Source organism: Variovorax sp. J22G73 (assembly GCF_030317035.1).
GTDB lineage: Bacteria > Pseudomonadota > Gammaproteobacteria > Burkholderiales > Burkholderiaceae_C > Variovorax.
Map to the genome: position 1 here is coordinate 391827 of NZ_JASZYK010000005.1, position 24572 is coordinate 416398.

Here is a 24572-nt window from a genome sequence, read left to right on the forward strand (position 1 = left end):
CGGCGTTCAGCGCAAGGCGGTGTTGAGCCGTTCGAGCGCCTTCGCGCCCGGGCAGAGCTGGGCGGCGTCGAGCGCGTTGAGCGGCTTGTCGCAGGTGTTCAGCGCGGTGTGCAGGTCGGTGGCCAGCGGGTCGACGTAGAGCAGGCCCGTCACCACCTCGCCCATTTCGTGGTGCCGCTGCATGTAGGCCATGGCGGCATAGCGGTCGCCGGGGTTGTAGTCGGGGTGCAGGCTGCGCAGGCGCAGCAGCGTGCCGTCGTGCTGGCGCACGTCCATCACCTCGCCCGGCTCGATGTCCACCGCGATCTCGTCGCGCCCGCCGATGAAGTCGATGCGGCTCACCGCCTCGTTGTGCTCGCGGATGTAGTCGTAGCTCTTGGTGCTGCCGGGGTGGTTGTTGAAGGCCACGCAAGGGCTGATCACGTCGATGAAGGCCGCCCCGCCGTGGCTGATGGCGCCCTTGATGAGCGGCACCAGCTGCGCCTTGTTGCCCGAAAAGCCCCGGCCCACGTAGCTCGCGCCCAGCTGCAGCGCCATGGCCACCAGGTCGACCGGGCTGTCGGTGTTGACCACGCCCTTCTTGCTCTTGGAGCCCTGGTCGGCCGTGGCCGAGAACTGGCCCTTGGTGAGGCCGTACACCCCGTTGTTCTCCACGATGTAGGCCATGCGCACGCCGCGGCGCATGGCGTGGGCGAACTGGCCCAGGCCGATGGAGGCCGAGTCGCCGTCGCCCGAGACGCCCAGGTACAGCAGGTCGCGGTTGGCCAGGTTGGCGCCCGTGAGCACGCTGGGCATGCGGCCGTGCACGGTGTTGAAGCCGTGCGACGCGCCCAGGAAGTAGTCGGGCGTCTTCGAGCTGCAGCCGATGCCCGACAGCTTGGCCACGCGGTGCGGCTCGATGTCCAGCTCCCAGCAGGCCTCGATGATGGCCGCGGAAATGGAGTCGTGCCCGCAGCCGGCGCACAGCGTGGAAATCTTGCCTTCGTAGTCGCGCCGCGTGTAGCCGACCTTGTTGGTGCTCAGCGTCGGGTGGCGCAGGCGCGGCTTGGCGAGGTAGGTCATGCGGGCTCCTTCGCATCGGCATGCGCCTGGGGGCTGGACTGCAGGTTCGCGCTGATCGCCTGCACGATGAAGCGCGCCGTGATGGGCGTGCCGTCGAAGTGCAGCACCCGCACCAGCCGCGCCGGGTCCACGTCCAGCTCGTTGACCAGCAGGCTGCGCATCTGCGCGTCGCGGTTCTGCTCGACCACAAACACCTTCTCGTGCGCCGCCAGGAACTGCGCCACGCTCTTGGGGAACGGAAAGGCACGCAGCCGCAGCGCGTCGAGGTGGATGCCGCGTGCTTCCAGCGCCTGCAGCGCCTCGTGCATCGACGGGCTGGTCGAGCCGAAATAGATCACGCCCAGCGTGGTTTTCCCGGGTGCGGGCCGCAGCACCGGTTGCGGCACCAGCGTGGCGGCGGTCTCGAACTTTTTCAGCAGCCGCTCCATGTTGTAGATGTAGTCGGGCCCGCGCTCCGAATACCGGGCATAGGCGTCGCGCGTGGTGCCGCGCGTGAAGTAGCTGCCCTTGCTCGGGTGCGTGCCCGGCAGCGTGCGCCACGGAACGCCGTCGCCGTCAACGTCCTTGTAGCGGCCGAAGTCGCGGCCCGCCTCCAGCTCGTCGGCGCTCATGACCTTGCCGCGGTCGTAGGCCTGGCTGTCGTCCCACGCGAAGGGCTCGCACAGGCGCTGGTTCATGCCGATGTCCAGGTCGGTCATCAGGAAGACGGGCGTCTGCAGCCGGTCGGCCAGGTCCAGCGACGCGGCCGCGTGCTCGAAGCATTCGTGCGGGTCCTGCGGAAACAGCAGCACGTGCTTGGTGTCGCCATGCGACGCATACGCGCACGCCAGGATGTCGGCCTGCTGCGTGCGCGTCGGCATGCCGGTGGAGGGCCCGCCGCGCTGCACGTTGATCAGCGTGATGGGAATCTCCGCGAAGTAGGCCAGCCCGATGAACTCCGCCATCAGCGAAATGCCCGGCCCCGACGTGGCGGTGAACGCGCGCGCGCCGTTCCAGCCCGCGCCCACCACCATGCCGATGGAGGCGAGCTCGTCTTCGGCCTGCACGATGGCAAAGCGGTGCTGGCCCGTGGCCGGGTCCACGCGAAATTGCGTGCAGTACTTCTGGAAGGCCTCGGCCACAGAAGACGACGGCGTGATCGGGTACCACGCCGCCACCGTGGCGCCGCCATACACGCAGCCCAGCGCCGCGGCGCTGTTGCCGTCCACGAAGATGCGCTCGCCCACGCGGTCGGCGCGGCGCACCCGCAGCCCCACCGGCTCTCGCAGGTTCTCGCGCGCGAAGTCGCAGCCCAGGTGCAGCGCGCGCACGTTGGAGGCCAACAGCTTTTCCTTGCCCTTGTATTGCTCGCCGAACAGCTTCTCGACCACCTCCGGCTCGATGCCCAGCAGGATGGCCAGCGCCCCCACGTACACGATGTTCTTGAAGAGCTGGCGCTGTCGCGGGTCCTGGTAGACGGCGTTGCAGATCTCGGTGAGCGGCATGCCGATCACGCGGATGTCGTCGCGAAACTTCGACGGTGGCAGCGGCCGCGTGCTGTCGTAGAACAGGTAGCCGCCGGGCTCCAGCTCGGCCACGTCGGCGTCCCAGGTCTGCGGGTTCATCGCCACCATCATGTCGGTGCCGCCGCGCCGGCCCAGGTGGCCTTCTTCGGTCACGCGCACCTCGTACCAGGTCGGCAGGCCCTGGATGTTGCTCGGGAAGATGTTGCGCGGGCTCACCGGCACGCCCATGCGCAGGATGGCCTTGGCGAACAGCTCGTTGGCCGAGGCAGAGCCCGAGCCGTTGACGTTGGCGAACTTGATGACGAAATCGTTGACGGCTTCGATCTGCGGGACGTTCATGCGGCCATCTCCGTGCTTGTATGGCTCCCTCTCCCCTTGGGGAGAGGGCGGGGGTGAGGGCCGACGGCGGTGGCAGAGGCGGCGCGCTTGCACAGGCCCCTGCCCTCACCCCAACCCTCTCCCCGAGGGGAGAGGGAGCAAGACGGGGACCTCATGCCGCCACTCCCTGCTCCGCGCCCGCGGGCGTCATCTTCAGCAGGAACTTCTGCATGTCCCACGCCCCCGTCGGGCAACGCTCGGCGCACAGGCCGCAGTGCAGGCACACGTCTTCGTCCTTCACCATCACGCGGCCCATCTTGAGCCCGCCCGACACGTACAGCTCCTGCGTCAGGTTCAAGGCCGGCGCCTTCAGGCGCGGCCGCAACTCGGCCTCGTCGGCGTTCTCGATGAAGTTGATGCAGTCCATCGGGCAGATGTCCACGCAGGCGTCGCATTCGATGCAGGCGGTCTCGACGAACACCGTCTGCACGTCGCAGTTCAGGCAGCGCTCGGCCTCCTTGAAGGCGGTGGCGGCGTCGAAGCCCAGCTCCACCTCCACGCGAATGCTCGCCAGCGCCGTCTCGGCCTTGGCCCACGGCACCTTGTAGCGCAGGTCGTTCGAGGTGTCGTTGTCGTAGCTCCACTCGTGGATGCCCATCTTCTGCGACACCAGGTTGGTCATGGGCGGCGGGCGAACGGCCACCGGCTCGTCGCGCAGCAGCTTGTCGATGGACACCGCGGCCTCGTGGCCGTGCGCCACCGCCGTGATGATGTTCTTCGGGCCGAAAGCCGCGTCGCCGCCGAAGAACACGCGCGGCACCGTCGACTGGAAGGTGCTCGCGTCCACCGTCGGCAGGCCCGACTTGTCGAAGCCGATGCCGCAGTCGCGCTCGATCCACGGAAACGCGTTTTCCTGGCCCACGGCCACCAGCACCTCGTCGCATTCGAAGTACGCCTCGGGCTCGCCGGTGGGCACCAGCGTGCGGCGGCCGCGGTCGTCGAACTCGGCGCGCACGCGCTCGAAGCGCATGCCCACGAGCTTGCCGTCTTCGTGCACGAAGGCCTTGGGCACGTGGAAATCGATGATCGGAATGCCCTCGTGCTGCGCGTCTTCCTTCTCCCAGGGCGAGGCCTTCATTTCGGCGAAGCCGCTGCGCACGATGACCTTCACGTCGGTGCCGCCAAGGCGGCGCGCGGAGCGGCAGCAGTCCATGGCCGTGTTGCCGCCGCCCAGCACGATCACGCGCCGGCCGATGCTGCTCACGTGGCCGAAGGAGACCGAGTTGAGCCAGTCGATGCCGATGTGGATCTGCGCCGCCGCTTCATGCCGCCCCTCGATGTCCAGGTCGCGCCCGCGCGGCGCGCCGCAGCCGACGAAGATCGCGTCCCAGTCCTGCGCCATCAGCGCCTTCATGGAGTCGATGCGCTCGCCACCGCGAAACTCCACACCCAGGTCGAGCACGTAGCCGGTCTCCTCGTCGATCACCGATTCGGGCAACCTGAAGCGCGGGATCTGCGTGCGAATGAAGCCGCCGGCCTTGGCCTCGGCGTCGAACACCGTCATCTCGTAGCCCAGCGGCGCCAGGTCGCGCGCGACCGTGAGCGACGCGGGGCCCGCGCCCACGCAGGCCACGCGCTTGCCATTGCGCGCCTCGGGCCTGGGCATGCGGGCATGCACGTCGTCCTTCATGTCGGCGGCCACGCGCTTGAGCCTGCAGATGGCCACCGGCTCGGGCACGCCGGTGTTGCCCTCTTCCACCCGCCCGCGCCGGCAGGCCGGCTCGCAGGGGCGGTCGCAGGTGCGCCCGAGGATGCCGGGGAACACGTTGGAGGCCCAGTTGATCATGTAGGCGTCGCTGTAGCGGCGCTGCGCGATCATGCGGATGTACTCGGGAACGGGGGTGTGCGCCGGGCAGGCGTACTGACAATCGACGACCTTGTGGAAATAGGTCGGGTTGGCGATATTGGTTCGCTGCAACGCGTGTCTCCTGGCTGTCGCCTGGAACCCGAAAGGGGCGCGGCGAGTGGCTGTCGGGCCAGTATGCGGCGCTGCCGGGCGTGCGGGCTTGGTGGAATCCCGCAGCTTTCGCATGCTGCGCTGCAGCGCAAAAGAGCCCCCGAGCCAGTGCGTTCGCGCGACTTCGTGCAGCATGGCGAGCCGCGACAACCATGGCTCGCACGCTTCACCGCATCGACTGAAAGCCCTCATGCGACACACCCTCACCCCCGACCTCACCCCCGACCTTGGCGCCCGCTTCGCCGACATCGCGCTCGGCCACGTCACCCGCGAGTACCCCAACAAGCCCGACCACGTGCTGGCCGGCCCCGCCGACGCGCGCACGCCCAGCGAGCTGCACCCTGTGTTCTACGGCAGCTACGACTGGCACTCGTGCGTGCACGGCTACTGGATGCTGGCGTACCTGCTGCGGCGCTTTCCGGGCATGGCACCCGCCGCGCGCATCGAGCGCCTGTTCGACACGCACTTCGTGCACGACAAGGTCGCGGCCGAATGCACGTACCTGGCACAGCCCACGGCGCGTGGCTTCAAGCGCCCCTACGGCTGGGGCTGGCTGCTGAAGCTGGCTTCCGAACTGGCGCAGCACCCCGACGCGCGCTGGGCCGACACGCTGGCGCCGCTGGCCGAGGTCTTCGCGCAGCGCTACCGCGAGTTCCTGCCGTTGTCGGTCTACCCCGTGCGCGTGGGAACGCACTTCAACACCGCCTTCGGCCTGCGCATGGCCGCCGACTATGCGCAAGCGAGCTCGGACGACGCGCTGTCGGAGCTGCTCACCAGCACCGCCCGCCGCTGGTACGGCGCCGACACCGATTGCCCGGCCTGGGGCGAGCCAAGCGGCGACGATTTTCTGTCGTCCGCGCTCATCGAGGCCGAGTGCATGCGCCGCCTGCTGCCGGCCGCCGAGTACGCGCCCTGGCTCGACCGCTTCCTGCCCCGCATCGCCGCGCACGAGCCCGCCACCTTGTTCCGCCCGGCGACGGTGTCCGATCGCACCGACGGCAAGATCGCGCACCTCGACGGCCTGAACCTCAGCCGCGCCTGGTGCTGGCGCGGCATTTCCTCGGCACTGCCCGAAGGCGACGCACGACACGCGGTCGCGCGGCAGGCGGCCGACGAGCACCTCGTGCAAGGGCTGCCCCACGTGGCGGGCGCCTACATGGGCGAACACTGGCTGGCCAGCTTCGCGGTGCTGGCGCTGGAGGCCTGAGCTTCAGACTCGAACGTCAGCCCTGGCGGGCCGCCGACGGGTGCGCCGGCCGCGCCAGCCCCAGGTGCTCGCGCAGCGTGCGGCCGGTGTACTCGGTGCGAAACAGCCCGCGGCGCTGCAGCTCGGGAATGACCAGCTGCGCGAAGTCTTTCAGGCCGTGCGGCAGTGTCGGCGCCAGCACGTTGAAGCCGTCGGCCGCGCCGGTGGTGAACCAGTGCTCCAGCTGGTCGGCGATGGTCTCCGGCGTGCCGACCAGCGTCCAGTGGCCGCGCGCGCCCGCCACCTTTTCATAGAGCTGGCGAATCGACAGGTTGTCGCGCCGCGCCATCTCGCTGAACAGCACCTGCCGGCTTTTCCAGCCTTCGGTCACGGGCAGGTCCTGCGGGAACGGGTCGTCCACCGAATAGCCCGACAGGTCGACGTTGCCCAGGAAGGTCGACAGCAGCCCCACGCCCAGCACCGGGTCGATCAGCCCTTGCAGCTGCTCGAACTTTTCCTGCGCCTCCTGCTGGCTGCGCCCGACGAAGGGCGAGATGCCGGGCAACACCTTCACCTGGTCGGGCGTGCGGCCGTAGGCGGCCAGGCGGCCCTTCAGCGCGTTGTAGAAAGCGCGCGCATCTTCGGGCGTCTGCTGCGCGGTGAACACCACCTCGGCGGTGGCGGCGGCCAGGTCTTGCCCGTCGCCCGAGGAGCCGGCCTGCACCAGCACCGGGTAGCCCTGCGGCGCGCGCGGCGTCTGCAGGCCGCCGTGCACGGTGAAGTGCTCGCCCTCGTGCGCCACGCGGTGCAGCTTGCGCGGGTCGAAGAAGCGGTTGGCCGCCTTGTCGTGCACGAAGGCATCGTCCTCCCAGGTGTCCCACAGGCCCTTGACGATCTTCACGTACTCGTGGGCGCGCGCATAGCGGTGCGCATGCGCGAGCTGCTGCGGCAGGCCGAAGCTGCGCGCCTCGAAGTCGCTGCCCGAGGTCACCAGGTTCCAGCCGCTGCGCCCGCCGCTCACCTGGTCGAGCGAGGCGTACTTGCGCGCCAGGTGGTAAGGCGGCAGGTAGGTGGACGACACCGTGGCCACCAGCCCGATGTGCGTGGTCGATTGCGACAGCGCCGCCAGCGTGATGAGCGGATCGAGCGGATACCACAGCGCGTTCTTCGCGACCACCTCGTCGGGCGGGCCGGGCAGGCCGACGTTGTCGGCGAAGAACACGGCGTCGAACTTGGCGGCCTCGGCAATGCGCGTCCACTCTTTCAGCGCGTCGATGCTGCTGGCCGCGCCCGCGTCCACGTCGGGGTGCCGCCACGCGGCCAGGTGGTGGCCGACGCCGAAGAAGAAGGCGCCGAGGTGCATTTGCCGTGGGGAAGCGGTCATGGTGTCAGAAGGGATCTTGATCGGTCCATTCTGGGCTCCGGCCTTAGACGGTTCCCGCATTTGCTGATGCGGAAATCGTTGAAGCCGGCATGCACGACGACCCCGCCAGCGGTTCAGCCGACGCTGGCCGGCGAGAGCGCCTTCTTCATGAAGAAGCGCGACGAGCCGCGCGGGTAGTCGCCGATCTCACCGAAGCACTCGTAGCCCAGGCGTTCGTAGAACGGCCGCGCCTGGAAGGCGAAGGTGTCCAGCCATGCCCCGTGGCAGCCGCGCGCCGCCGCCTCGGCTTCGGCCTGCAGCAGCAGCGAGCGGCCCAGGCCGCTGCCGCGCAGGCTGTCGGGCACGAAGAGCAGTTCGGTGAAGAGCCAGCCGTAGGCCGTGCGGCCCCACAGGCCGCCGACGACGGCGCCGCCTTCGTCGTGGACCAGCACGGCCAGCGGCCGTTGGTCCGAGATGCCGGTCTTGCCGTGGTTGTATGCGAGCAGGCCGCGAACGATGGCCGCGCGCGCGGCGTCTTCGGGCGTGTCGGTGAGCACGGTCGAATGGGCGGGGGGCGTCATGGGGGGCGTGTCGTTTTGCATGCGCGCATTTTCATGCGGCCAGGGCTTCGTACAGCGCGGCATCTTGTCCCGGATGTCCTGAATGTCCCGAGGATGGGGACCGCGCCGAATGCACCGGCAGCACCGAGTCCAGCAGCTTGCGCGTCACCGGGTGCGCGGCGTTGGTGTACAGGTCGCCCGCGTCGAAGGTCTCGACCACGCGGCCCTGCGCCATCACGGCCACGCGGTCGCACAGGAACTCGATCACGGGCAGGTTGTGGCCGATGAACAGGTAGGTCAGGTCGAGCTGTTGGCGCAGGTCGAGCAGCAGGTTCAGTATCTGCGCCTGTATCGAGACGTCCAGCGCCGAGGTGGGCTCGTCGAGGATCACGAACTCGGGCTTCACGATCAGCGCGCGCGCAATGCCGATGCGCTGGCGCTGCCCGCCCGAGAACTCGTGCGGATAGCGCTCGAGGTAGCGCGCCGGCAGCCCCACGCGCTCCAGCGCTTCGACGGCCAGTTGCCGCGCCTCGCCCCGGTCTTGCGCCACGCCAAGGCGCAGCGCCGGGTCCATCAGCTGGCTTGCGATGCTGCGGCGTGGGTTCAGCGACGCGCTGCTGTCCTGGAACACGAACTGCAGCCGGCGCCTGAAAGCAGTCAGCGCCTCGCCTTCGAGCCCCTGCGTGTCCAGCCCGCCGAAGCGCACCGTGCCCGACGTGGCGGGCAGCAGCTGCGCCACCAGCCGCGCGAGCGTGGACTTGCCCGAGCCCGATTCGCCGATGAGCCCGAAGATTTCGCCGCGCCGCACCTGCATGCTCACGTCCTGCACCGCATGCACGGCCTTGCCGCGCCGGTCGAACAGGCTCTGGTCGATCACGAAGGTCTTCGACAGGTCGCTCACTTCGAGCAGCACCGGCGCAATCTCCTTGTCGTTTGCTGGCGGCACGGCTCCCGTTGCCGTGGTTCCCGCCTTCGCCTCCACGCCCAGCCGACGCGAAGGCGACGGGTTGGCCAGCCGCTCGCCGATTTCGGGCACCGCGTGAATCAGCTGCCGCGTGTACGCATGCGCCGGCGCGCGCAACACCTGCTGCGTGGCGCCCTGCTCCACGATCTGGCCGGCGCGCATCACGGCCACGCGATGGCTCAGGTACGACACCACGCCGAAGTCGTGCGTGATGAGAAGAATGGCCGTGCCGTAGCGCTGGTTGATGTCCTTGAGCAGCGCAAGTATCTGCTTCTGGATGGTCGCGTCCAGCGCGGTGGTGGGCTCGTCGGCAATCAGCAGGCGGGGGTTGGCCATGGCCGCGATGGCGATCATCACGCGCTGGCGCATGCCACCGCTGAGCTCGTGCGGGTACGAGCGCATCACGCGCGCCGCATCGCCAATGCCCACGCGCTCCAGCCAGGTCGCCACCAGTTCACGCGCCTGCACGGGCTTGAGCTTGCGGCGGTGCCTCGCGCATTCCAGCAGCTGGTCGCCCACGCGGAACGACGGGTCCAGCGAGGTCAGCGAGTTCTGGAACACGATGCCGATGCCCTGCCCGCGCACCGCGTTCAGCTGCGGCTCCGACAGCCCGAGCAGGTCGCGCCCGTCGAACACGATGCGTCCGCGGGCTCGTGCGATGCGCGACGGCAACAGGCCCAGCACCGCGGCGGCGGTCACGCTCTTGCCCGAGCCCGACTCGCCGACCAGCGCCACGATGTCGCCCGGCGCAATCGACAGGCTCACGCCCTTCACGGCGGGCTCGGTGCGCCCGCCGGTGGTGAACTCGATGTCGAGGTTCTCGATGGAAAGCAAGCTCATGCGGTGCCTATGTTCCTGTCAATCCCTGGGGTCGAGCACATCGCGCAACCCGTTGCCCAGCCAGTTGAAAGCCAGCGCCACGCTCACGATGGCCAGCGCGGGCACCGTCGCCACATGGGCCGCGTCGAGCACCAGCACCTGCGCGCCCTCGCTCACCATGCGGCCCCAGTCGGCCGTGGGCGGCTGCGTGCCCAGCCCGAGAAAGCTCAGGCCCGACAGAAAAACGATCATGCTGCCCACCAGCGTGGTGCCGTACACCACGGCGGCGGTCGCCACGTTGGGCAGTATCTCGGCGAACAGCACCGTGGGCGTTCGCGCACCCAGCGCGCGCGCTGCCTCCACGTACTCCTTGTCGCGCTCGGCGCGCACGCCGGCATACACCACGCGCGTGAGGTACGGCGTGGCCGAGAACACGATGGTGAGCGCAACGGTCTTGAAGCCCGGCCCCAGCGCCGTGGCCAGCCCGATGGCCAGCAGCACCATCGGGAACGCGAACAGGATGTCGACCACCCGCATGACCAGCGCCGACCCGCGCCCCCGCGTGTAGCCCGCATACAGCCCGAGCGCCAGGCTCAGCAGCACCGCGACGAACACCGGCGCAATGGTGGACAGCAGCGATTCGCGCCCGCCCCAGACCAGCCGGCTCAGCAGGTCGCGCCCCTGCCCGTCCAGCCCCAGCCAATGGCCGGGCGTGCCGGGCGGCGCGAGCCGCAGCGAGGGGTCGGTGGCGGCGTTGGGGTCGTAGGGCGCGATCCACGGCGCGAACAGCGACACCAGCAGCGCGAAGGCGATGAAGCCCAGGCTCGCGAGCGCCAGCCTGTTGGCCTTCAGGCGTTGCCAGCGGGTGTTGCCATGGCGCTGAAGCGCGGTGGGCACGGGCTCCGCCGCAGGAAGCCCGACCGGCAGCGCGTCGATGACAGGGGTGGGAGGCGACATAGGGCTATGAAGGAGACAGTCACGCCCGCAGGCGCGGATTGAGCAGGTCCAGGATCACGTCGGTCGCCAGGTTCACCACCAGGTAGCAGCCTGTGATGAGCATCACGCCGGCCTGCGTCATCGGGTAGTCCTTGCCCGCGGCCGCGTTGTACAGGTGGGTGCCGATGCCCGGCCACGCGAACACGTTCTCCACGAAGATCACGCCGCTGAGCAAGTAGCCGATCTGCAGCCCGGTGATGTTCACCACCGGGCTCAGCAGGTTGCGCCCCAGGTGCCGGCGCAGCAGCGTGCCGCGCGAGAAGCCCTGCGAGCGAAAGGTGCGGATGTAGTCCGAGCCCACGATCTCGATGACCGACGCGCGCACCAGCTGCGCCAGGATCAGTATCGAAACGATGGCCGCCGAGAACGCCGGCAGCACCAGGTGCGCGAGCAGGTCGCTGAACTCCTGGTCGCCGCGCATGTCGTACATGCCCGAGGCGGGCAGCCACTCGAGCTTGACCGCGAAGAGCCAGATCAGCACCAGCCCCGACCAGAACACCGGCAGGTTGTGGCCCAGCTGAATGACCAGCATGGTGAGCCCGTCGACCAGCGAGCCGCGCTTCAGCCCGGCCAGCACGCCGACCGACACGCCCGTGACCAGGCAGATGGCCACCGCCGCCGCCGTCAGCACCAGCGTGTTGACGAAGGCCTTGCCCAGCACCTCGAACACCGGCACGCGCAGCGTGAGCGACAGGCCCCAGTCGCCGGCGAACAGGTGCTGCAGCCACAGCAGGTACTGCACGTGCACCGGCCGGTCGAGCCCGTACTCGCGCCGGATGGCGTCGATCGCATCCTGCGGAAGAATGCCGGCCAGCGCGTTGGTGACGGCGTCACCGCCGCCCAGGTGCGAGATGAAGAACACCAGCACCGAGATGGCGAGAAAGACCGGTATCGCCTGGAGCAGCCGGCTGGCGATGGCGCGCAGGATCATGGCGGGCCTACTTCTCGAGCCAGACCTTGCTCAGGTCGTAGAAGTTCTGCAGCGGCACGTTGAAGCCCTTCACCTTCTTGCCGCTGACGAAGTTCACCGTGGGCGACAGCAGCGGCACGAAGGCGGCGTCGCGCTGCGCGATGGCATTTGCTTTTTTCCAGGCCTCGATGGCGCGCGCCTCGCTCACCTGCGCGGCGGCCTCGGCCACCGCCGGCCCCAGCGCCGGGTCGACCACCTTCTCGCCGTTGCCGCGCGCGACGATGTAGGTCTGGTAGGCCAGCTTGAGCCAGTACGGGGTGATGAAGCCCCACTCCATCGTGAACAGCGCCGTTTCCGGTGCCGGCGTGGCCAGCTTGCTGGCGTAGGTGAGCCATTCGAGCGAGATGATGTTGATCTTGATGCCCACCTTGGCCAGGTCGCGCTGTATCCACTCGATCACGGGCTGCTGCAGGGTGTACGTGATGATCGAGAACTCGATCTCCCCTTCCTTGTAGCCCGCGTCGGCCAGCAGCTTCCGCGCGCCCTGCGGGTCGTAGGCGAAGTCTTTCTGCTTCGGGTCGTAGGCGGTGCTGCCCCAGTTGAAGATGCTGTACGACGGAAAGGCCAGCCCCTTGTAGAGCGACTTCACCAGGCCCTCGCGGTCGATGGCCTTCACGAAGGCCTGGCGCACCGCCTTGTCCTTGGCGAACTTGTTGCCGAAGTACCAGCTCAGGAAGAGCTGGTTGGCGCCCGGGCTGTCGTGGATGGTGAAGCCCGACTTGCGCAGCCCCTCCACGCCGTCCGCCGGAATCTTGCTCAGGATGTCGAGCTGCCCCGAGCGCAGCGCCGACAGCCGCGTGGCGTCGTCGTTGATGGGGCGGAAAATGAGCTTGTCCAGGTGCGGCTGCGCGCCCCAGTAGGTGTCGTTACGCACCAGCTCGGTCTTCTCGTTGCGCACGCGCGAAACGAAGCGGTAGGGGCCGGTGCCCGTGGGGTGCTCGGCCAGGCCGTCTTGCCCGTGCTTCTTCAGCGCCGCGGGGCTGAACACGCCCGAGACGAAGTTGCCCTGCGGCAGCAGGCGCAGGAAGTCGATGAACGGATGCTCGAACACGTACTGCACGGTGTACGCGTCGATCACCTTGATTTCCTTCAGCCCGCCGTACACCGGCTTCATGCTGGCGTTGGAGCGCACGTCGTAGAACTCGAAGGCCGAGTCGGTGAAGCGGCGCACGTTGAAGCGCACGGCCTCGGCGTCGAAGTCGGTGCCGTCGTGAAACTTCACGCCCTTGCGCAGCTTGAAGGTGAAGGTCTTCGCGTCGGGGCTCACCTGCCAGCTCTCGGCCAGCGCGGGCACGATGTCGGGCGGGCCTTCCTTGAAGGGGCGGCTCAGGTCCTCGGCCACCAGCGACTCGTAGATGTGCAGGTCGATGCGGTAGGTTTCGTAGCTGAACTGGCGGTTCGGGTCGAACACCGAAGGCTCGCCGCTCAGGCCCACGATGAGCGTGCCGCCACGGCGCGGCGTGCCCTTGGCCTCCTGCGCGGACGCCTCCTGCAGGTTGAGCGACACCACGCCGGCCATGGCGGCCATCGAGGCCATGAAGCGGCGGCGGTCTTGCCGTGCGGCACGAGATTGAACCGGGGGAACGGGGGGAAGGTTGGAATCAGACATGGCTTCGGCTAAGGCCCAGGCAAAGGGCCACTCCAGATAAGAAAGAAATCGATGCGGTGCGAGGCGGTGTGCGTCGATGTGTTCACGCCTTGGGCGGCACGAACACGCGCGGCTTGGGCAACACGCCGTTGATCACGAACTGCCCGACCTCGCGCTGCCGATACGGCAACGGGTCGTGCACGCTGTGGGTGCGCACGTTGCGCCAGAAGATGTCCAGGCCGTGGCTGTTGGCGGTGGACCGTGCGCCCGTGGCCTGGAAGATCTGCGAAGTGGTCTCCACGGATATTTCGCTGGCGACCGACTTGGCCTGCGAGATGCGCAGCGCCAGCTCGCCCCATTCCTGCGCCGTGAGCGCGGGGCCTTTTTCCAGCGCGGCCTGGTATTGCACGGCGGCCGAGTCGGCCAGTGCGACCCCCGCCGCCACGCCCGCCGAGAGCCGCCCCAGCAGCTGCAGGTGATACGGGTCCTGCCCCGCATCGGCCAGGCCCGACTCAGGCCAGGGCCGGCCGGCTGTGCGCACATAGCGGCCCGCCGCTTCCAACGCGCCCTCGGCGATGCCCAGGTACAGGTACACGAAGATGAGCTGGCTGAACTGCGAGCGCAGGCCGTCGCGCCGCGCGGCGCCTTCCGCGCCGCCGGGCCATTCGTCCAGCCCCGCGAGCCGCTCCGACGGGTCGACCTCGACCTCGCTGAACACCACGCTGCCGCTGGCCGTGAGCCGCTGCCCCAGGTTGTCCCAGTCGCCTTCGTAGCGCAGGCCCTTGCGGTGGGCAGGCACCTGCAGGTGCACGAGCCGCTCGCCGCGCCACACCGACACGGTGAGCACATCGGCAATCGACGCGCCCGTAGCGAAGGTGCGCGTGCCGCTCAGGTAGAGCTTGCCGTCGCGCTCGGCGATGTCGGTCTTCGGGTCTCGCGGGTTGCTCACTCCCCCCTGGAACCAGCCCCGGTCGCCCACGCCGCGCGCCACCTGCTCCCACTGCGCGGGCGTGCCGAGAATGTGGCTCCACACGCCGTTCGAGTAGTGGTACAGCAGCAGTTGCCCGATGGAGCCGTCGGCCGCCGACACGCGCTGCCCGATGCGCAAAGCCTGCAGCAGGTTGGCGCCCGCGCCGCCGAATTCGACGGGTGTGGCCAGGCGCAGCAGGCCGCTGTCGCGCAGCAGGGCGATCTCGGCCCGGGGTTCAAGGTTGGCGCGGTCGCGTGCCAGCGCGGTGGCGGCCAGCTGCGACGCCACGTCGCGCGCCACCGATTCCCAATGGGCGAGCTGCGTGGCGTCGAGGCCGCGGTAAGGCACGACGGCGTGCGTGTTGAAAGCGAGGGTCATGAAGCGGAGGCCGGCTCGGAAAAAAATGTTGAAGAAGGTGTTGGCGCAAGTTGCGAGAGCGACCTGAACACCGCCCCCGGGTGGTCGTCGCGCAGCCGCGCGTGCCCTTCGCCATGCAGCCGCTCGCGCAGCGTCAACGGCCGTTCGGCACGCGGCTTGATGCGGCCGCGCGCGCGCAGCTCGGGCACCACGAACTCGACGAACTCCTCGAACGAACCGGGGCTGATGGCATAGGCCAGGTTGAAGCCGTCGACACCGGCGGCTTCGGCCAGCGCTTCCAGCTCGTCGGCCACCTTGGCCGGCCCGCCGACCAGCGTCGGATGGATGCCGCCGATGCCGATGTATTCGGCGATGCCGCCCACCGTCCAGCGGCGACCGGCATCGACCTGCGACAGCGCCGCCAGAATGGATCGGCTCGCGTTCGTCTCGATGTATTCGAGCGGGTGGTCCGCCGGGTAGGCCGACCAGTCCACCCCGGTCCACGCCGAGAACAGCGCCAGCGCGGCTTCGGTGCTGGTGTACGACAGGTAGTCGCGGTACTTTTCCTCGGCCTGCGCGTCGGTGGCCGCGGCCACCACGCTCACCGCGGTGATGAACTTGATGGCGTCGGGCGCGCGGCCCAGCGCCACGGCCTGCGCGCGAATGGCGTCCACCGAGCGCCGGATCGCGGCCGGGTTGGTGCCGCCCAGAAAGATCACCTCGGCGTTCAGCGCCGCGAACAGCTTGCCGCGCGGCGAAGTGCCGGCCTGGTAGATCACCGGGGTGCGCTGCGGGCTGGGCTCGCTCAGGTGCGCGCCGGGCACGTCGTACCAGCGGCCCTTGTGGCGAATGGGGTGCACCTTCGACGGGTCGGTGTACACGCCGCGTTCGCGGTCGCGCACCACGGCGCCTTCTTCCCACGAGCCTTCCCACAGCTTGTACGTGACCTCGAGGAATTCCTGCGCGCGGTCGTAGCGCTCGTCGTGGTCGATCTGCTGGCCCAGCCCTAGGTTGCGCGCCGCGCTCTCCAGCATCGAGGTGACCACGTTCCACGCGATGCGCCCCCGGGTCAGGTGGTCGAGCGTGCTGAACTTGCGCGCCAGCAGGTAGGGCTGCTCGTAGGTGGTCGACACCGTGATGCCGAAGCCCAGGTGCTCGGTGGCCGCGGCCATGGCCGACACCAGTAGCAGCGGGTCGTTCACCGGCGACTGGGCCGCCGTGCGCAGCGAGGCATCGGCATTGCCGCCGTACACGTCGAGGTGGCCCACCGCGTCGGCCAGGAACATGCCGTCGAAGCCGCCGCGTTCGAGCAGCTTCGCCAGCTTCACCCAGTAGGCCAGCGTGGTGTAGCGGTGCGCCTGGTCGCGCGGGTGGCGCCACAGGCCGGCCGACACATGGCCGACCACGTTCATGCCGAAGCCGTTGAGGATCAGCGGGGCGCGGGGTTTGTCTGCGAGGCTCATGGTTGCGGTGCGAAGGAGCGGGCCGCCGCGCGGCGGTGCCCGGGGTGGTCGGGCGGCAGGCCCGCGTGGCCGAACAGGCGCTCGCGCAGTGTTTGTGGGATTTTCGGATTGGCTGCGGGCGGTGCCAGCAAGCCGCGGCGGCGCAGCTCGGGCACCACGAACTGCGAGAAGTCGCTGAAGCTGCCGGGGTTGACGATGGCGGCCAGGTTGATGCCGTCGGTGCCCGTGTCGCGCAGCCATGCCTGCAATGCATCGGCTACGGTGACGGGCCCGCCGACCAGTGTCTTGTGGCGGCCGAACCCCTGCGCCGGCGCCAGTGCCTCGCGCAAGGTCCACGGCGTGGCGCGCGTCGGGTCGTGGGTCAGGTTGCTCAGCAGCGAGCGGTTCGCATTGGTTTCCTGGTGGCGAATGGGCGCGTCCAGGTCGTGCGTGGAAAAGTCGATGCCCGTGCTGGCCGAGTAATGCACGATGGCGCCTTCGGCGTCGTAGTAACGCCGGTACTCGGCGAGCTTGTGGGCCGCGGCCGCGTCGTCGGGCCCGGTCACCACCGCGACCGGGGCCACGAAGCGAATGGCGTCGGGCGCGCGCCCGGCCTGCGCCGCAAAGGCCTTGATGGCATCGACGCTGCGGCGGATGCCCGCCGCGTTGGCGCCGGCCACGAACACCAGCTCCGCATGCTGCCCCGCAAAGCGCTGGCCGCGCGGCGAGCCGCCGGCCTGGAACAGCACCGGCGTGCGCTGCGGGCTGGGCTCGCTCAGGTGCGCGCCGGGCACCGTGTACCAGCGCCCGGCGTGGCCGATGGGGTGCACGCGCGAAGGCTCGGTGTACACGCCGCGCTCGCGGTCGCGCAGCACGGCGTCGTCGTCCCACGAGCGCTCCCACAACTTGTAGACCACGTCGAGGAATTCGTCCGCGCGCTCGTAGCGCTCGTCGTGCGGCAGCTGCTCGGCCAGGCCGAGGTTGCGCGCGGCGCTGTCGAGCTGCGAGGTCACGATGTTCCAGCCGATGCGGCCGTTGCTCAGGTGGTCGAGCGTGGTGAACTTGCGCGCCAGCAGGTACGGGTGCTCGTAGGTCGTCGACACCGTCACGCCGATGCCCAGCCGCTGCGTGACCGCCGCCATGGCCGACACCAGCAGCAGCGGGTCGGACAACGGCGACTGCGTGCCGGTGCGCAACGACGCATCGGCGCTGCCGCCGTGCGTGTCGAGCTGGCCGAGCGCATCGGCAATGAAGAGGCTGTCGAAGCCGCCTTCTTCCAGCGTGCGGGCCAGCCCGGTCCAGTGCGCGAGTTCGTTGTAGCGCCAGCTCTGGTCGTCCGGGTGGCGCCACAGGCCGTAGTTGAGGTGGGAAACCGCGCTCATGGCGAACGCGTTGAGGATCAGGGGGCGGTGCTCGGACATGAGCGGAAATTATTAGTTTCGACGCCGGCGCGCCCAGCGAAGGAAAACGCACATGCATATGCGCTAAGCGGGCAACGCGCGCCCTTCATTGCCGGCCACGCGTTGCCCGTGGTTCAGCGCCGGTGATCCACCCTGCGCGCCAGCCACTCCCCCGCGAGCTGTATCACCGACACCAGCGCGATCAGGATCACGATCACCTCGAACATCACACGCGTCTCGTAGCGCTCGTAGCCGTAGCGGATCGCCAGGTCGCCCAGCCCGCCCGCACCCACCGCGCCGGCCATGGCCGAGGCGTTGACCATGGCGATCACGCTCACCGTCATGCCGCCGATGATGCCGGGCAGCGCCTCGGGCAGCAGCACGTGGCGCACGATGTGCCAGCGCTTGCAGCCCATGGCGCGCGCCGCCTCGACCAGCCCGCCGTCCACGTCGTTCAGGCTCACCTGCGCAATGCGCGCGTAGAACGGAATCAGGTTGGCCGCCAGCGGCACCACCGCGGCCCAGGTGCCCAGCGTGGTGCCGACCAGGAAGCGCGTAACCGGCAGCAACGCGATCAGCAGGATGATGAAAGGAATCGCCCGGCACACGTTCACCGCGACGGACAACGCCCGGTGCAGGTGCGGCCTGGGGTACAGGTTGCGCGGCGCCGTCACCGTGAGCACCACGGCCAGCAGCAGGCCCAGGCCGATGGCGATCACGGCCGACACGCTCACCATGGCCAGCGTCTGCAGGAAGGCCTGCACGTACTTGTCAATCTCCGGCGTGGACATAGCCCAGTACCTCGATGCGATCGGCCGCGAGCGCGAGCCGCGCGGCTTCGTTGTCGAACGGCTTGCCCTCCCCTGCCGGCACGGCCACCAGCAGGCGGCCTTGCGCATGGCCCCGGATGCGGTCCAGCCCGCCATGCAGCCAGGTGGCGCCGGGCCCGAGCGCCGCCAGCGCCTCGAAGCTCAGGCCCTGCGGGCGCGACGCGCCGTCGAAGCCCACGCTCAGCACCGCCTTGCCCGGGCGGCCCTGCAACGCCGCGATGTCGGGCAGCAGCGAAGCGGCCAGGTCGGCCGGCAGGTCGTGCAGCAGCGGCTGCAACAGCGCGCGCGTGGCCTCGGCCTGCGGCTTGCCGAACACGCGCCACACCTCGCCCAGCTCCACCAGCCGCCCGCCGTCGAGCACCAGCACGCGGTCGCACACCTCACGGATCACCGCCATGTCGTGCGTGATGAGCACCACCGTGAGGCCGAAGCGGCGGTTGATGTCGCGCAGCAGCGCCAGGATCGACTGCGTCGTTTCCGGGTCCAGCGCCGACGTGGCCTCGTCGCACAGCAGAATTTGCGGCCGGTGCACCAGCGCACGCGCGATGCCCACGCGCTGCTTCTGGCCGCCCGAGAGTTGCGCCGGGTACACCTCGGCCTTGTCGCGCAGGCCCACCAGCTCCAGCAACGCATCGACGCGCTCGCGCACGGCGGCCGGCGCCACGCCCGCCACCTTCAGCGGCAGCGCCACGTTCTCGCGCACGGTCTTGGCCGACAGCAGGTTGAAGTGCTGAAAGATCATGCCGATGCGCCGGCGCAGCCGCACCAGCGCGTCTTCGTCGAGGCTGCCCACGTCGACGCCGTCGACGTGCACGCTGCCGCCGCTGGCTTGTTCCAGCGCGTTGATGGTGCGCAGCAAGGTCGACTTGCCCGCGCCGCTGCGCCCGATGATGCCGAACACCTCGCCGCGCGCCACCGAGAACGACACCGCCTCCAGCGCCCGCACCGGGCCGGCGGAGCCCTCGTAGTCCTTGCGGACCTGGTCGAAGACGATGTGAGGGCTGTGCGCGGACGCGGACGCGGACGCTGACGTTGTCGCTGCCTGGAGGCCGTGCTCTCCGGATTGCGCCTCGGTTTTCAGAACACGGGCAGGACGGAGCCCTGGTACTTGGTCTGGATGAACTTGCGCACCTCTTCCGACTGGTAGGCCTTCACCAGCGGCTTGACCCACGCGGCGTCCCTGTCCTTCTCGCGCACGACGATGATGTTGACGTAGGGGTTGTTCTCCTTCTTCTCCACCGCGAGGCCGTCGCGCGTGGCGATCAGGCCGGCCTGGTAGGCGAAGGTGTTGACGATGGCCGACGCGTCCACGTCTTCCAGCGAACGCGCGAGCACCACCGAGGCGGCCTCCACCAGCTGCACCTTCTTCTTGTAGCCGGTCACGTCTTTCAGCGTGGCCGTGCCCAGCGCGGGGTCGAAGCCGTCGCGCAGCGTGAGCACGCCCTGGTCGCGCAGCACCACGAGCGCGCGCGTCTGGTTGCTCGGGTCGTCGGGAATGCCCAGCTTCGCGTTGTCGGGCAGGTCCTTGAAGGCCTTGAACTTCTTCGAATAGAAGGCGATGGGGGAGATGTAGGTCGTGCCCACGTTAGCCAGCTTGTAGCCGCGCTGCTTGATCTGGTCGTTCAGGAAGGGAATGTGCTGGAACGAGTTGGCCTCCAGGTCGCCGTTGTTCAGCGCCTCGTTCGGGCTGGCCGAGCCCGTGAGCACCACCGTCTTCACGGTGAGGCCGTTCTGCGCGGCCACCTTGGTCACCACCTCCCAGATTTCCTCGTCGACCCCGCCGCGCACACCCACGCGCAGCGTGGAGGGTTGCGCGATGGCGGCGGTCTGCGCCCACAGCGTCATCGATGCCAGCACCACGGCGCCCAGCGCGCGGAACACATTGCGTTTCTTCATTGCTTCTTCTTTCGTTGCTCTCCGGATGGAGCGGCCGATCTTCAGAGGCCGGCGCGCGGGAGAGAAAGAAATTTTTCGCACAAGCAATCTCGCTCGGCGACGAAGCACGACGGCGCGTTTGGTCATGCGCTTTTATTCGTTGACCGCGCGAGGCGAGCGCCGATACGTTCGCAGCTCCCGCGTTCCCACCCGTCCCCGCCGTTCCCACCGTTTCGTCCACGTCTTCACAAGGAGCCTTTTCGATGAGCCGTTCACCGCACCCCGCATTGCCCTCCCCCTCTTCACGTCTGCCGACCCGCCGCACCCTCGTGCGCGGCGCCGCCGCCACGCTGGGCGCCGCCGGCCTCGGCCTGCTCGGCCAGCGCGCCTGGAGCGCGGACGGCGACGACAAGCCGCTCACGCTCTCGTGGACCGGCACCGGCCTGTGCCTGAGCCCCATTGTGGTGGCCAACGAGCTGGGCTACTTCGAGAAGAACAACGTGAAGGTGAACATCATCAACTTCGCGGGCGCCACCGACCAGGTGCTCGAATCGATCGCCACCGGCAAGGCCGACATCTCGCTGGGGCTGATCCACGCATGGCTCAAGCCGCTGGAGGCCGGCTTCGACGTGAAGGTGGTCGGCACGGCGCACGCGGGCTGCATTCGCGTGCTCGCGCCGAAGGGCTCGGGCATCGCGAGCATCGAGGCCGTGAAGGGCAAGACCATCGGCGTGGCCAGCCCCGCGGGCTACGGGCGCCAGTTCTTCTCGACCGCGCTGGCGCGGCGCGGCGTCAACCCTGAGCAGGACGTGCAATGGCGCGTGTACCCCGCCGACCAGCTCGACGTGGCGGTGAAGAAGGGCGAGATCGATGTCATCGCCGACTCCGACCCCAACCTCTACCTGGTGGAAAAGCGCAGCCCCGGCGCGTACACCGAGATCGCCAACATCCTGAAGGGCGACTTCAAGGACCGCTTGTGCTGCATCGTCGCGGCCCGCGGCGAGCTGGTGAAGCGCAACCCGAAGCTGGTGGCGGGCGTGGTGCGTGCGCTGCACCAGGCCGCGCTCTTCATCTCCGACAACCCGAACGAGGCCGGCCGCGCGGTGAGCAAGCTGTTTCCCAAGGTGGCGCAGGACGACCTGGGCGCCATCCTGGCGACCATCGGCTACCAGCACCACACGAAGCGCTTCGACCTCACGAAAGAGATCGAAAGCTACGCGGTCGACCTCAAGCAGGTGGGCGTGCTGAAGAAGACCACCGACCCGGCGCGCTTCGCGAAATTCCTGACGGTCGACGTGCTGGCCTGACGCACCGGCGAAGCGAACTCGCGGCAGGCCGCGGCCGAATATCGATGCGCGAATTTCGCGTTGGCGTGTGCATCGGCCGCGGCCTACGATGAATTCATCTTCCTGAAAGCACCCGGAAAGCACCGATGCCCGTCTTCGAACACGACTCCTCCGACCCCTGGGTCGAACGCGCGGCGGCGCTGCGCAAGCTCTTCCACACCGATGCAGTGGCGCGCGATGAGGCCGGTGGCCGTCCGCTGGAACAGGTGCGCCTGCTGCGCGAAAGCGGCCTGCTCGCGGCGGCCATCCCCACCGAGTTCGGCGGCGCAGGCGCGTCGTGGCGCACGGTGCTGCGCGTGGTGCGTGAATTCGCGAAGACCGACGGCTCGCTGGCCCATCTGTTCGGCTACCACCACCTGCCGCTGCACGCAGTCAACGCGCGAGCCACGCCGGCCCAGCGCGACAGCCTGCTGCGCGCCTCGGCCGAAGGCCAGTGGCTGTGGGGCAACTCGGGCAATGCGATGTCGCCGACCTCCAGTGCCCGACGCGAGAGCGATGACGGCGCAGTTGGTGGCGAAGCCTGGGTCATCGACGGCTTCCGCCCCTTCTCCTCGGGCTCGCACGTGGCCGACCGGCTGCTGGTCTCGTGGGAAAACCTGCTGGGCCAGCGCCTGTCCGCCGTGGTGCCGCAAGACCGCGAAGGCATCGTGATCGAAGACGACTGGGACGGCATCGGCCAGCGCCAGACGGGCAGCGGCACCGTGCGCTTCCAGGGCGTGCGCGTGCGCGACGACGAGTTGCTCGGCCAGCCCGGCGAGCCGCTGACGCCCTTCGCCTCGCTCACCACCCTGCTGCAGCAGAGCGTGCTGCTCAACGTGTTCCTGGGCAGCGCCCAGGGCGCGCTCGAAGAGGCGCGCGACTACACCAACACCACGTCGCGCCCCTGGGTGCATTCGGGCGTGGACAAGCACACCGACGACCCGTGGGTGCAGCGCAAGTACGGCGAGCTCGCCATCAAGACGCTGGCCGCCACCGAGTTGGCCGAAGACGCGGCAACGGCGCTGGATGCGGCCTATGCCCACGGCCGCGCGCTGGGCGAGGCCGAGCGCGGCAAGGCCGCCATCGCCGTCGCCACGGCCAATCTCTATGCCGGCGAGACCGGGCTGGCGGTGTCCAGCGACATCTTCGAGGTGATGGGCGCGCGATCGGCCACCACGGCCAACGGCTTCGACCGCTTCTGGCGCAACACGCGCACGCACACGCTGCACAACCCCGCCGAATACAAGAAGCGCCTGGTCGGCACCTGGCTGCTGACAGGCGCGCACCCCGAGCCGGCGATCTACCGCTGAGCCTCCTCATTTTTTGCATCTGAAAGACCTGTCATGAGCCGCGACCGCCTCCTTCTGCTTGCCCCCGGTTTCGAAGACCCGAAACAGCCGGGCGAGCACTTCGTCTGCCCGCACTGCCTGCCCATCGAAGGGCTGCTGGCCGCGGCACCCGAACTGCGCGCGCGGCTCGATGTGTCGCACCAGCCCTTCACGCGCCCGCGCGCCGAGGTGATCGCCGCGCTCGACGAGGCGCACCAGGGCCTGCCCGCGCTGATCCTCGGCGACGAGCAGCCCGCGCCTGCGGATGCGCTCGTGCTGGGCGACAAGCGCTTCGTGACCGACACGCGCCGCATCCTGGAACTGCTGGCGGAGCGCCACGGCTTCCCCAAGGTCCACTGACGCCCCGACGGACACCCCACCTGCCGCCCATGTCCGCATCCCTTGCCCCCAGCACCTCGAACACCGCCGTCGCTTACCTGCACCCTGCCGCCGCCGACGCGCCCGCCCTGTTCGAGCCCGACACCGCCAACCCCTACCTGGCCCGCGCGGTGGCGCTGCGCGACATCTTCGAGCGCGACGCCGTCGAGCGCGACCGCGCGGGCGGCAAGCCGCTGGCGCAGATCCAGCTGCTGAAAGAAAACGACCTGCTCCACCTGCTGCTGCCGCGCGAGCACGGCGGCCAGGGCGAGCCCTGGTCCACGGCCCTGCGCATCACGCGCACCTTCTCGCAGGTCGACGGCTCGCTGGGCCACCTGTTCGGCTACCACCACAGCAGCCTGCTGAGCCCGCGCCTGCGCAAGGAGCCCGAGAAAGCCGCCGAGCTCTGGCGCCGCTCGGTGCAAGGCAACTGGTTCTGGGGCAATACCGCCAACAGCTTCTCCAGGAGCCTGTTCGGCCGGCAGGAGGGCGAGTGGTTCGTGCTCGACGGCTACCGGCCCTTCACCTCGGGCTCGCACGTGGCCGACTTCCTGTCGGTGGCGTGGGAAGACCCGCAGACCGGCGAGCGCCGCTTCGCCGCTCTTCCTTCAGACCGCGAAGGCATCGTGGTGGAAGACGACTGGAACGGCATCGGCCAGCGCCAGACCGGCAGCGGCCGCGTCAGCTACCACGGCGTGCGCGTGCATCGAAGCGAAGTGCTGGGCGCGCCCGCGCCGCTCAACCCGACCGGCGCGCCAGCGGAAGCCTGGCGCACCGTGACGCCGCTGCAGCAGCAAAGCGTGCTGCTCAACGTGTTCGTCGGCACCGCGCAGGGCGCGCTGCGCGCCGCGCGCGCGTACACGCTGCACAAGTCGCGCCCCTGGGTGCATTCGGGCGTGGCGCGCCACACCGACGACCCGTGGGTGCAGCGCCAGTACGGCGAGCTCTACGTGAAGACCCGGGCCGCCACCGCGCTGGCCGACCGCGCGCTCGCGGCGCTCGACCATGTGGCGGCGCAGGGCGAGGCGCTGACCCACGCGCAGCGCGGCGAGGCCGCGGTGGCCATCGCGGCGGCGAACGTGCTGGCCGGCCAGGTCGCGCTCGAAGTGACCAGCGAAATCTTCGAGGTGATGGGCGCCCGCTCTGCCGTGCGGCCCGAAGGCCTCGACCGCTTCTGGCGCAACGCGCGCATCCACACGCTGCACAACCCGGCCGAGTACAAGACGCGCAACGTCGGGCGCTGGTTCGTGAGCGACACCGTGCCCGAGCCCGGCACCTTCCAGTGACGAGCGGGGGTGCCGATCAGCGCGTGATCAGTG

Annotated in this window: 20 protein-coding genes; 5 read left to right on the top strand and 15 right to left on the bottom strand. The window is 69.3% G+C overall.

Annotation, left to right across the window (positions count from 1 at the left end; translation table 11 throughout):
- Positions 1–6: 6 nt before the first annotated feature.
- The 3 genes from QTI51_RS21235 to QTI51_RS21245 form a co-directional block, all read right to left on the bottom strand.
- Positions 7–1062: a 2-oxoacid:ferredoxin oxidoreductase subunit beta gene (locus QTI51_RS21235; RefSeq protein ID WP_116913634.1), complete on the bottom strand. Its 1056-nt coding sequence runs from the start codon at positions 1060–1062 to the stop codon at positions 7–9.
- Positions 1059–2906 (bottom strand): 2-oxoacid:acceptor oxidoreductase subunit alpha, encoded by a 1848-nt coding sequence (locus QTI51_RS21240; RefSeq protein ID WP_286515602.1) that lies wholly within the window; start codon positions 2904–2906, stop codon positions 1059–1061. Before QTI51_RS21240 ends, QTI51_RS21235 begins: the two co-directional genes overlap by 4 nt.
- Before the next feature lie 151 nt (positions 2907–3057).
- The gene (locus QTI51_RS21245; protein ID WP_286515604.1) at positions 3058–4863 is read right to left on the bottom strand and encodes an FAD-dependent oxidoreductase; all 1806 of its coding nucleotides are present in this window, start codon (positions 4861–4863) and stop codon (positions 3058–3060) included.
- A 229-nt stretch (positions 4864–5092) separates the two neighbouring features.
- Here QTI51_RS21245 and QTI51_RS21250 point away from each other — a divergent pair, with 229 nt between their 5' ends.
- Positions 5093–6109: a DUF2891 domain-containing protein gene (locus QTI51_RS21250; RefSeq protein ID WP_286515605.1), complete on the top strand. Its 1017-nt coding sequence runs from the start codon at positions 5093–5095 to the stop codon at positions 6107–6109.
- Between the two features lie 16 nt (positions 6110–6125).
- Here QTI51_RS21250 and QTI51_RS21255 read toward each other — a convergent pair whose 3' ends face one another.
- From QTI51_RS21255 to QTI51_RS21310, 12 genes are all read right to left on the bottom strand, one after another.
- Complete coding sequence (locus QTI51_RS21255) at positions 6126–7472, bottom strand: LLM class flavin-dependent oxidoreductase (RefSeq protein ID WP_286515606.1); 1347 nt, start codon at positions 7470–7472, stop codon at positions 6126–6128.
- 113 nt (positions 7473–7585) lie between these two features.
- The gene (locus QTI51_RS21260; protein ID WP_286515608.1) at positions 7586–8032 is read right to left on the bottom strand and encodes a GNAT family N-acetyltransferase; all 447 of its coding nucleotides are present in this window, start codon (positions 8030–8032) and stop codon (positions 7586–7588) included.
- 31 nt (positions 8033–8063) lie between these two features.
- Positions 8064–9815, bottom strand: a complete 1752-nt coding sequence (locus tag QTI51_RS21265) for a dipeptide ABC transporter ATP-binding protein (protein WP_286515609.1) — start codon at positions 9813–9815, stop codon at positions 8064–8066.
- An 18-nt stretch (positions 9816–9833) separates the two neighbouring features.
- Entirely contained in the window at positions 9834–10751 is a 918-nt protein-coding gene (locus QTI51_RS21270) for an ABC transporter permease (protein WP_286515610.1), read from the bottom strand.
- Between the two features lie 19 nt (positions 10752–10770).
- Positions 10771–11721, bottom strand: coding sequence for an ABC transporter permease (locus QTI51_RS21275; RefSeq protein ID WP_286515612.1), 951 nt, complete (start codon positions 11719–11721; stop codon positions 10771–10773).
- 7 nt (positions 11722–11728) lie between these two features.
- Complete coding sequence (locus QTI51_RS21280) at positions 11729–13297, bottom strand: ABC transporter substrate-binding protein (protein ID WP_286515614.1); 1569 nt, start codon at positions 13295–13297, stop codon at positions 11729–11731.
- Positions 13298–13451: 154 nt separating this feature from the next.
- Entirely contained in the window at positions 13452–14696 is a 1245-nt protein-coding gene (locus QTI51_RS21285) for an acyl-CoA dehydrogenase family protein (protein WP_286515615.1), read from the bottom strand.
- Positions 14693–16138, bottom strand: a complete 1446-nt coding sequence (locus tag QTI51_RS21290) for an LLM class flavin-dependent oxidoreductase (RefSeq protein ID WP_286515617.1) — start codon at positions 16136–16138, stop codon at positions 14693–14695. The genes QTI51_RS21285 and QTI51_RS21290 overlap by 4 nt, the downstream gene beginning before the upstream one ends.
- Positions 16135–17538: an LLM class flavin-dependent oxidoreductase gene (locus tag QTI51_RS21295; protein ID WP_286515619.1), complete on the bottom strand. Its 1404-nt coding sequence runs from the start codon at positions 17536–17538 to the stop codon at positions 16135–16137. The genes QTI51_RS21290 and QTI51_RS21295 overlap by 4 nt, the downstream gene beginning before the upstream one ends.
- A gap of 113 nt (positions 17539–17651) precedes the next feature.
- Entirely contained in the window at positions 17652–18308 is a 657-nt protein-coding gene (locus QTI51_RS21300) for a methionine ABC transporter permease (protein ID WP_286515620.1), read from the bottom strand.
- Positions 18289–19428: a methionine ABC transporter ATP-binding protein gene (locus QTI51_RS21305; protein WP_286515743.1), complete on the bottom strand. Its 1140-nt coding sequence runs from the start codon at positions 19426–19428 to the stop codon at positions 18289–18291. The genes QTI51_RS21300 and QTI51_RS21305 overlap by 20 nt, the downstream gene beginning before the upstream one ends.
- Positions 19425–20243, bottom strand: coding sequence for a MetQ/NlpA family ABC transporter substrate-binding protein (locus QTI51_RS21310; protein WP_503011531.1), 819 nt, complete (start codon positions 20241–20243; stop codon positions 19425–19427). The genes QTI51_RS21305 and QTI51_RS21310 overlap by 4 nt, the downstream gene beginning before the upstream one ends.
- A gap of 242 nt (positions 20244–20485) precedes the next feature.
- On the opposite strand from QTI51_RS21310, the gene QTI51_RS21315 reads away from it, so the two are divergent.
- The 4 genes from QTI51_RS21315 (at position 20486) to QTI51_RS21330 (ending at position 24539) form a co-directional block, all read left to right on the top strand.
- On the top strand, positions 20486–21529 hold the full coding sequence (locus QTI51_RS21315) for an ABC transporter substrate-binding protein (protein ID WP_286515622.1): 1044 nt from the start codon (positions 20486–20488) through the stop codon (positions 21527–21529).
- A 125-nt stretch (positions 21530–21654) separates the two neighbouring features.
- Positions 21655–22857, top strand: a complete 1203-nt coding sequence (locus QTI51_RS21320) for an acyl-CoA dehydrogenase family protein (protein WP_286515623.1) — start codon at positions 21655–21657, stop codon at positions 22855–22857.
- Between the two features lie 33 nt (positions 22858–22890).
- Complete coding sequence (locus QTI51_RS21325; protein WP_286515624.1) at positions 22891–23235, top strand: DUF3088 domain-containing protein; 345 nt, start codon at positions 22891–22893, stop codon at positions 23233–23235.
- Between the two features lie 29 nt (positions 23236–23264).
- A complete protein-coding gene (locus QTI51_RS21330; protein WP_286515625.1) occupies positions 23265–24539 on the top strand; it encodes an acyl-CoA dehydrogenase family protein in 1275 nt (424 codons plus the stop codon).
- The last annotated feature ends 33 nt before the right edge of the window (positions 24540–24572 follow it).

What these genes read in the sequence shown, in the direction of transcription:
- QTI51_RS21235 (WP_116913634.1), bottom strand. Translation starts at nt 1,062, where the DNA reads ATGACCTACCTCGCCAAGCCGCGCCTGCGCCACCCGACGCTGAGCACC.
- QTI51_RS21240 (WP_286515602.1), bottom strand. Translation starts at nt 2,906, where the DNA reads ATGAACGTCCCGCAGATCGAAGCCGTCAACGATTTCGTCATCAAGTTC.
- QTI51_RS21250 (WP_286515605.1), top strand. Translation starts at nt 5,093, where the DNA reads ATGCGACACACCCTCACCCCCGACCTCACCCCCGACCTTGGCGCCCGC.
- QTI51_RS21255 (WP_286515606.1), bottom strand. Translation starts at nt 7,472, where the DNA reads ATGACCGCTTCCCCACGGCAAATGCACCTCGGCGCCTTCTTCTTCGGC.
- QTI51_RS21260 (WP_286515608.1), bottom strand. Translation starts at nt 8,032, where the DNA reads ATGACGCCCCCCGCCCATTCGACCGTGCTCACCGACACGCCCGAAGAC.
- QTI51_RS21265 (WP_286515609.1), bottom strand. Translation starts at nt 9,815, where the DNA reads ATGAGCTTGCTTTCCATCGAGAACCTCGACATCGAGTTCACCACCGGC.
- QTI51_RS21270 (WP_286515610.1), bottom strand. Translation starts at nt 10,751, where the DNA reads ATGTCGCCTCCCACCCCTGTCATCGACGCGCTGCCGGTCGGGCTTCCT.
- QTI51_RS21275 (WP_286515612.1), bottom strand. Translation starts at nt 11,721, where the DNA reads ATGATCCTGCGCGCCATCGCCAGCCGGCTGCTCCAGGCGATACCGGTC.
- QTI51_RS21280 (WP_286515614.1), bottom strand. Translation starts at nt 13,297, where the DNA reads ATGGCCTCGATGGCCGCCATGGCCGGCGTGGTGTCGCTCAACCTGCAG.
- QTI51_RS21285 (WP_286515615.1), bottom strand. Translation starts at nt 14,696, where the DNA reads ATGACCCTCGCTTTCAACACGCACGCCGTCGTGCCTTACCGCGGCCTC.
- QTI51_RS21290 (WP_286515617.1), bottom strand. Translation starts at nt 16,138, where the DNA reads ATGAGCCTCGCAGACAAACCCCGCGCCCCGCTGATCCTCAACGGCTTC.
- QTI51_RS21295 (WP_286515619.1), bottom strand. Translation starts at nt 17,538, where the DNA reads ATGTCCGAGCACCGCCCCCTGATCCTCAACGCGTTCGCCATGAGCGCG.
- QTI51_RS21300 (WP_286515620.1), bottom strand. Translation starts at nt 18,308, where the DNA reads ATGTCCACGCCGGAGATTGACAAGTACGTGCAGGCCTTCCTGCAGACG.
- QTI51_RS21310 (WP_503011531.1), bottom strand. Translation starts at nt 20,243, where the DNA reads ATGAAGAAACGCAATGTGTTCCGCGCGCTGGGCGCCGTGGTGCTGGCA.
- QTI51_RS21315 (WP_286515622.1), top strand. Translation starts at nt 20,486, where the DNA reads ATGAGCCGTTCACCGCACCCCGCATTGCCCTCCCCCTCTTCACGTCTG.
- QTI51_RS21320 (WP_286515623.1), top strand. Translation starts at nt 21,655, where the DNA reads ATGCCCGTCTTCGAACACGACTCCTCCGACCCCTGGGTCGAACGCGCG.
- QTI51_RS21325 (WP_286515624.1), top strand. Translation starts at nt 22,891, where the DNA reads ATGAGCCGCGACCGCCTCCTTCTGCTTGCCCCCGGTTTCGAAGACCCG.
- QTI51_RS21330 (WP_286515625.1), top strand. Translation starts at nt 23,265, where the DNA reads ATGTCCGCATCCCTTGCCCCCAGCACCTCGAACACCGCCGTCGCTTAC.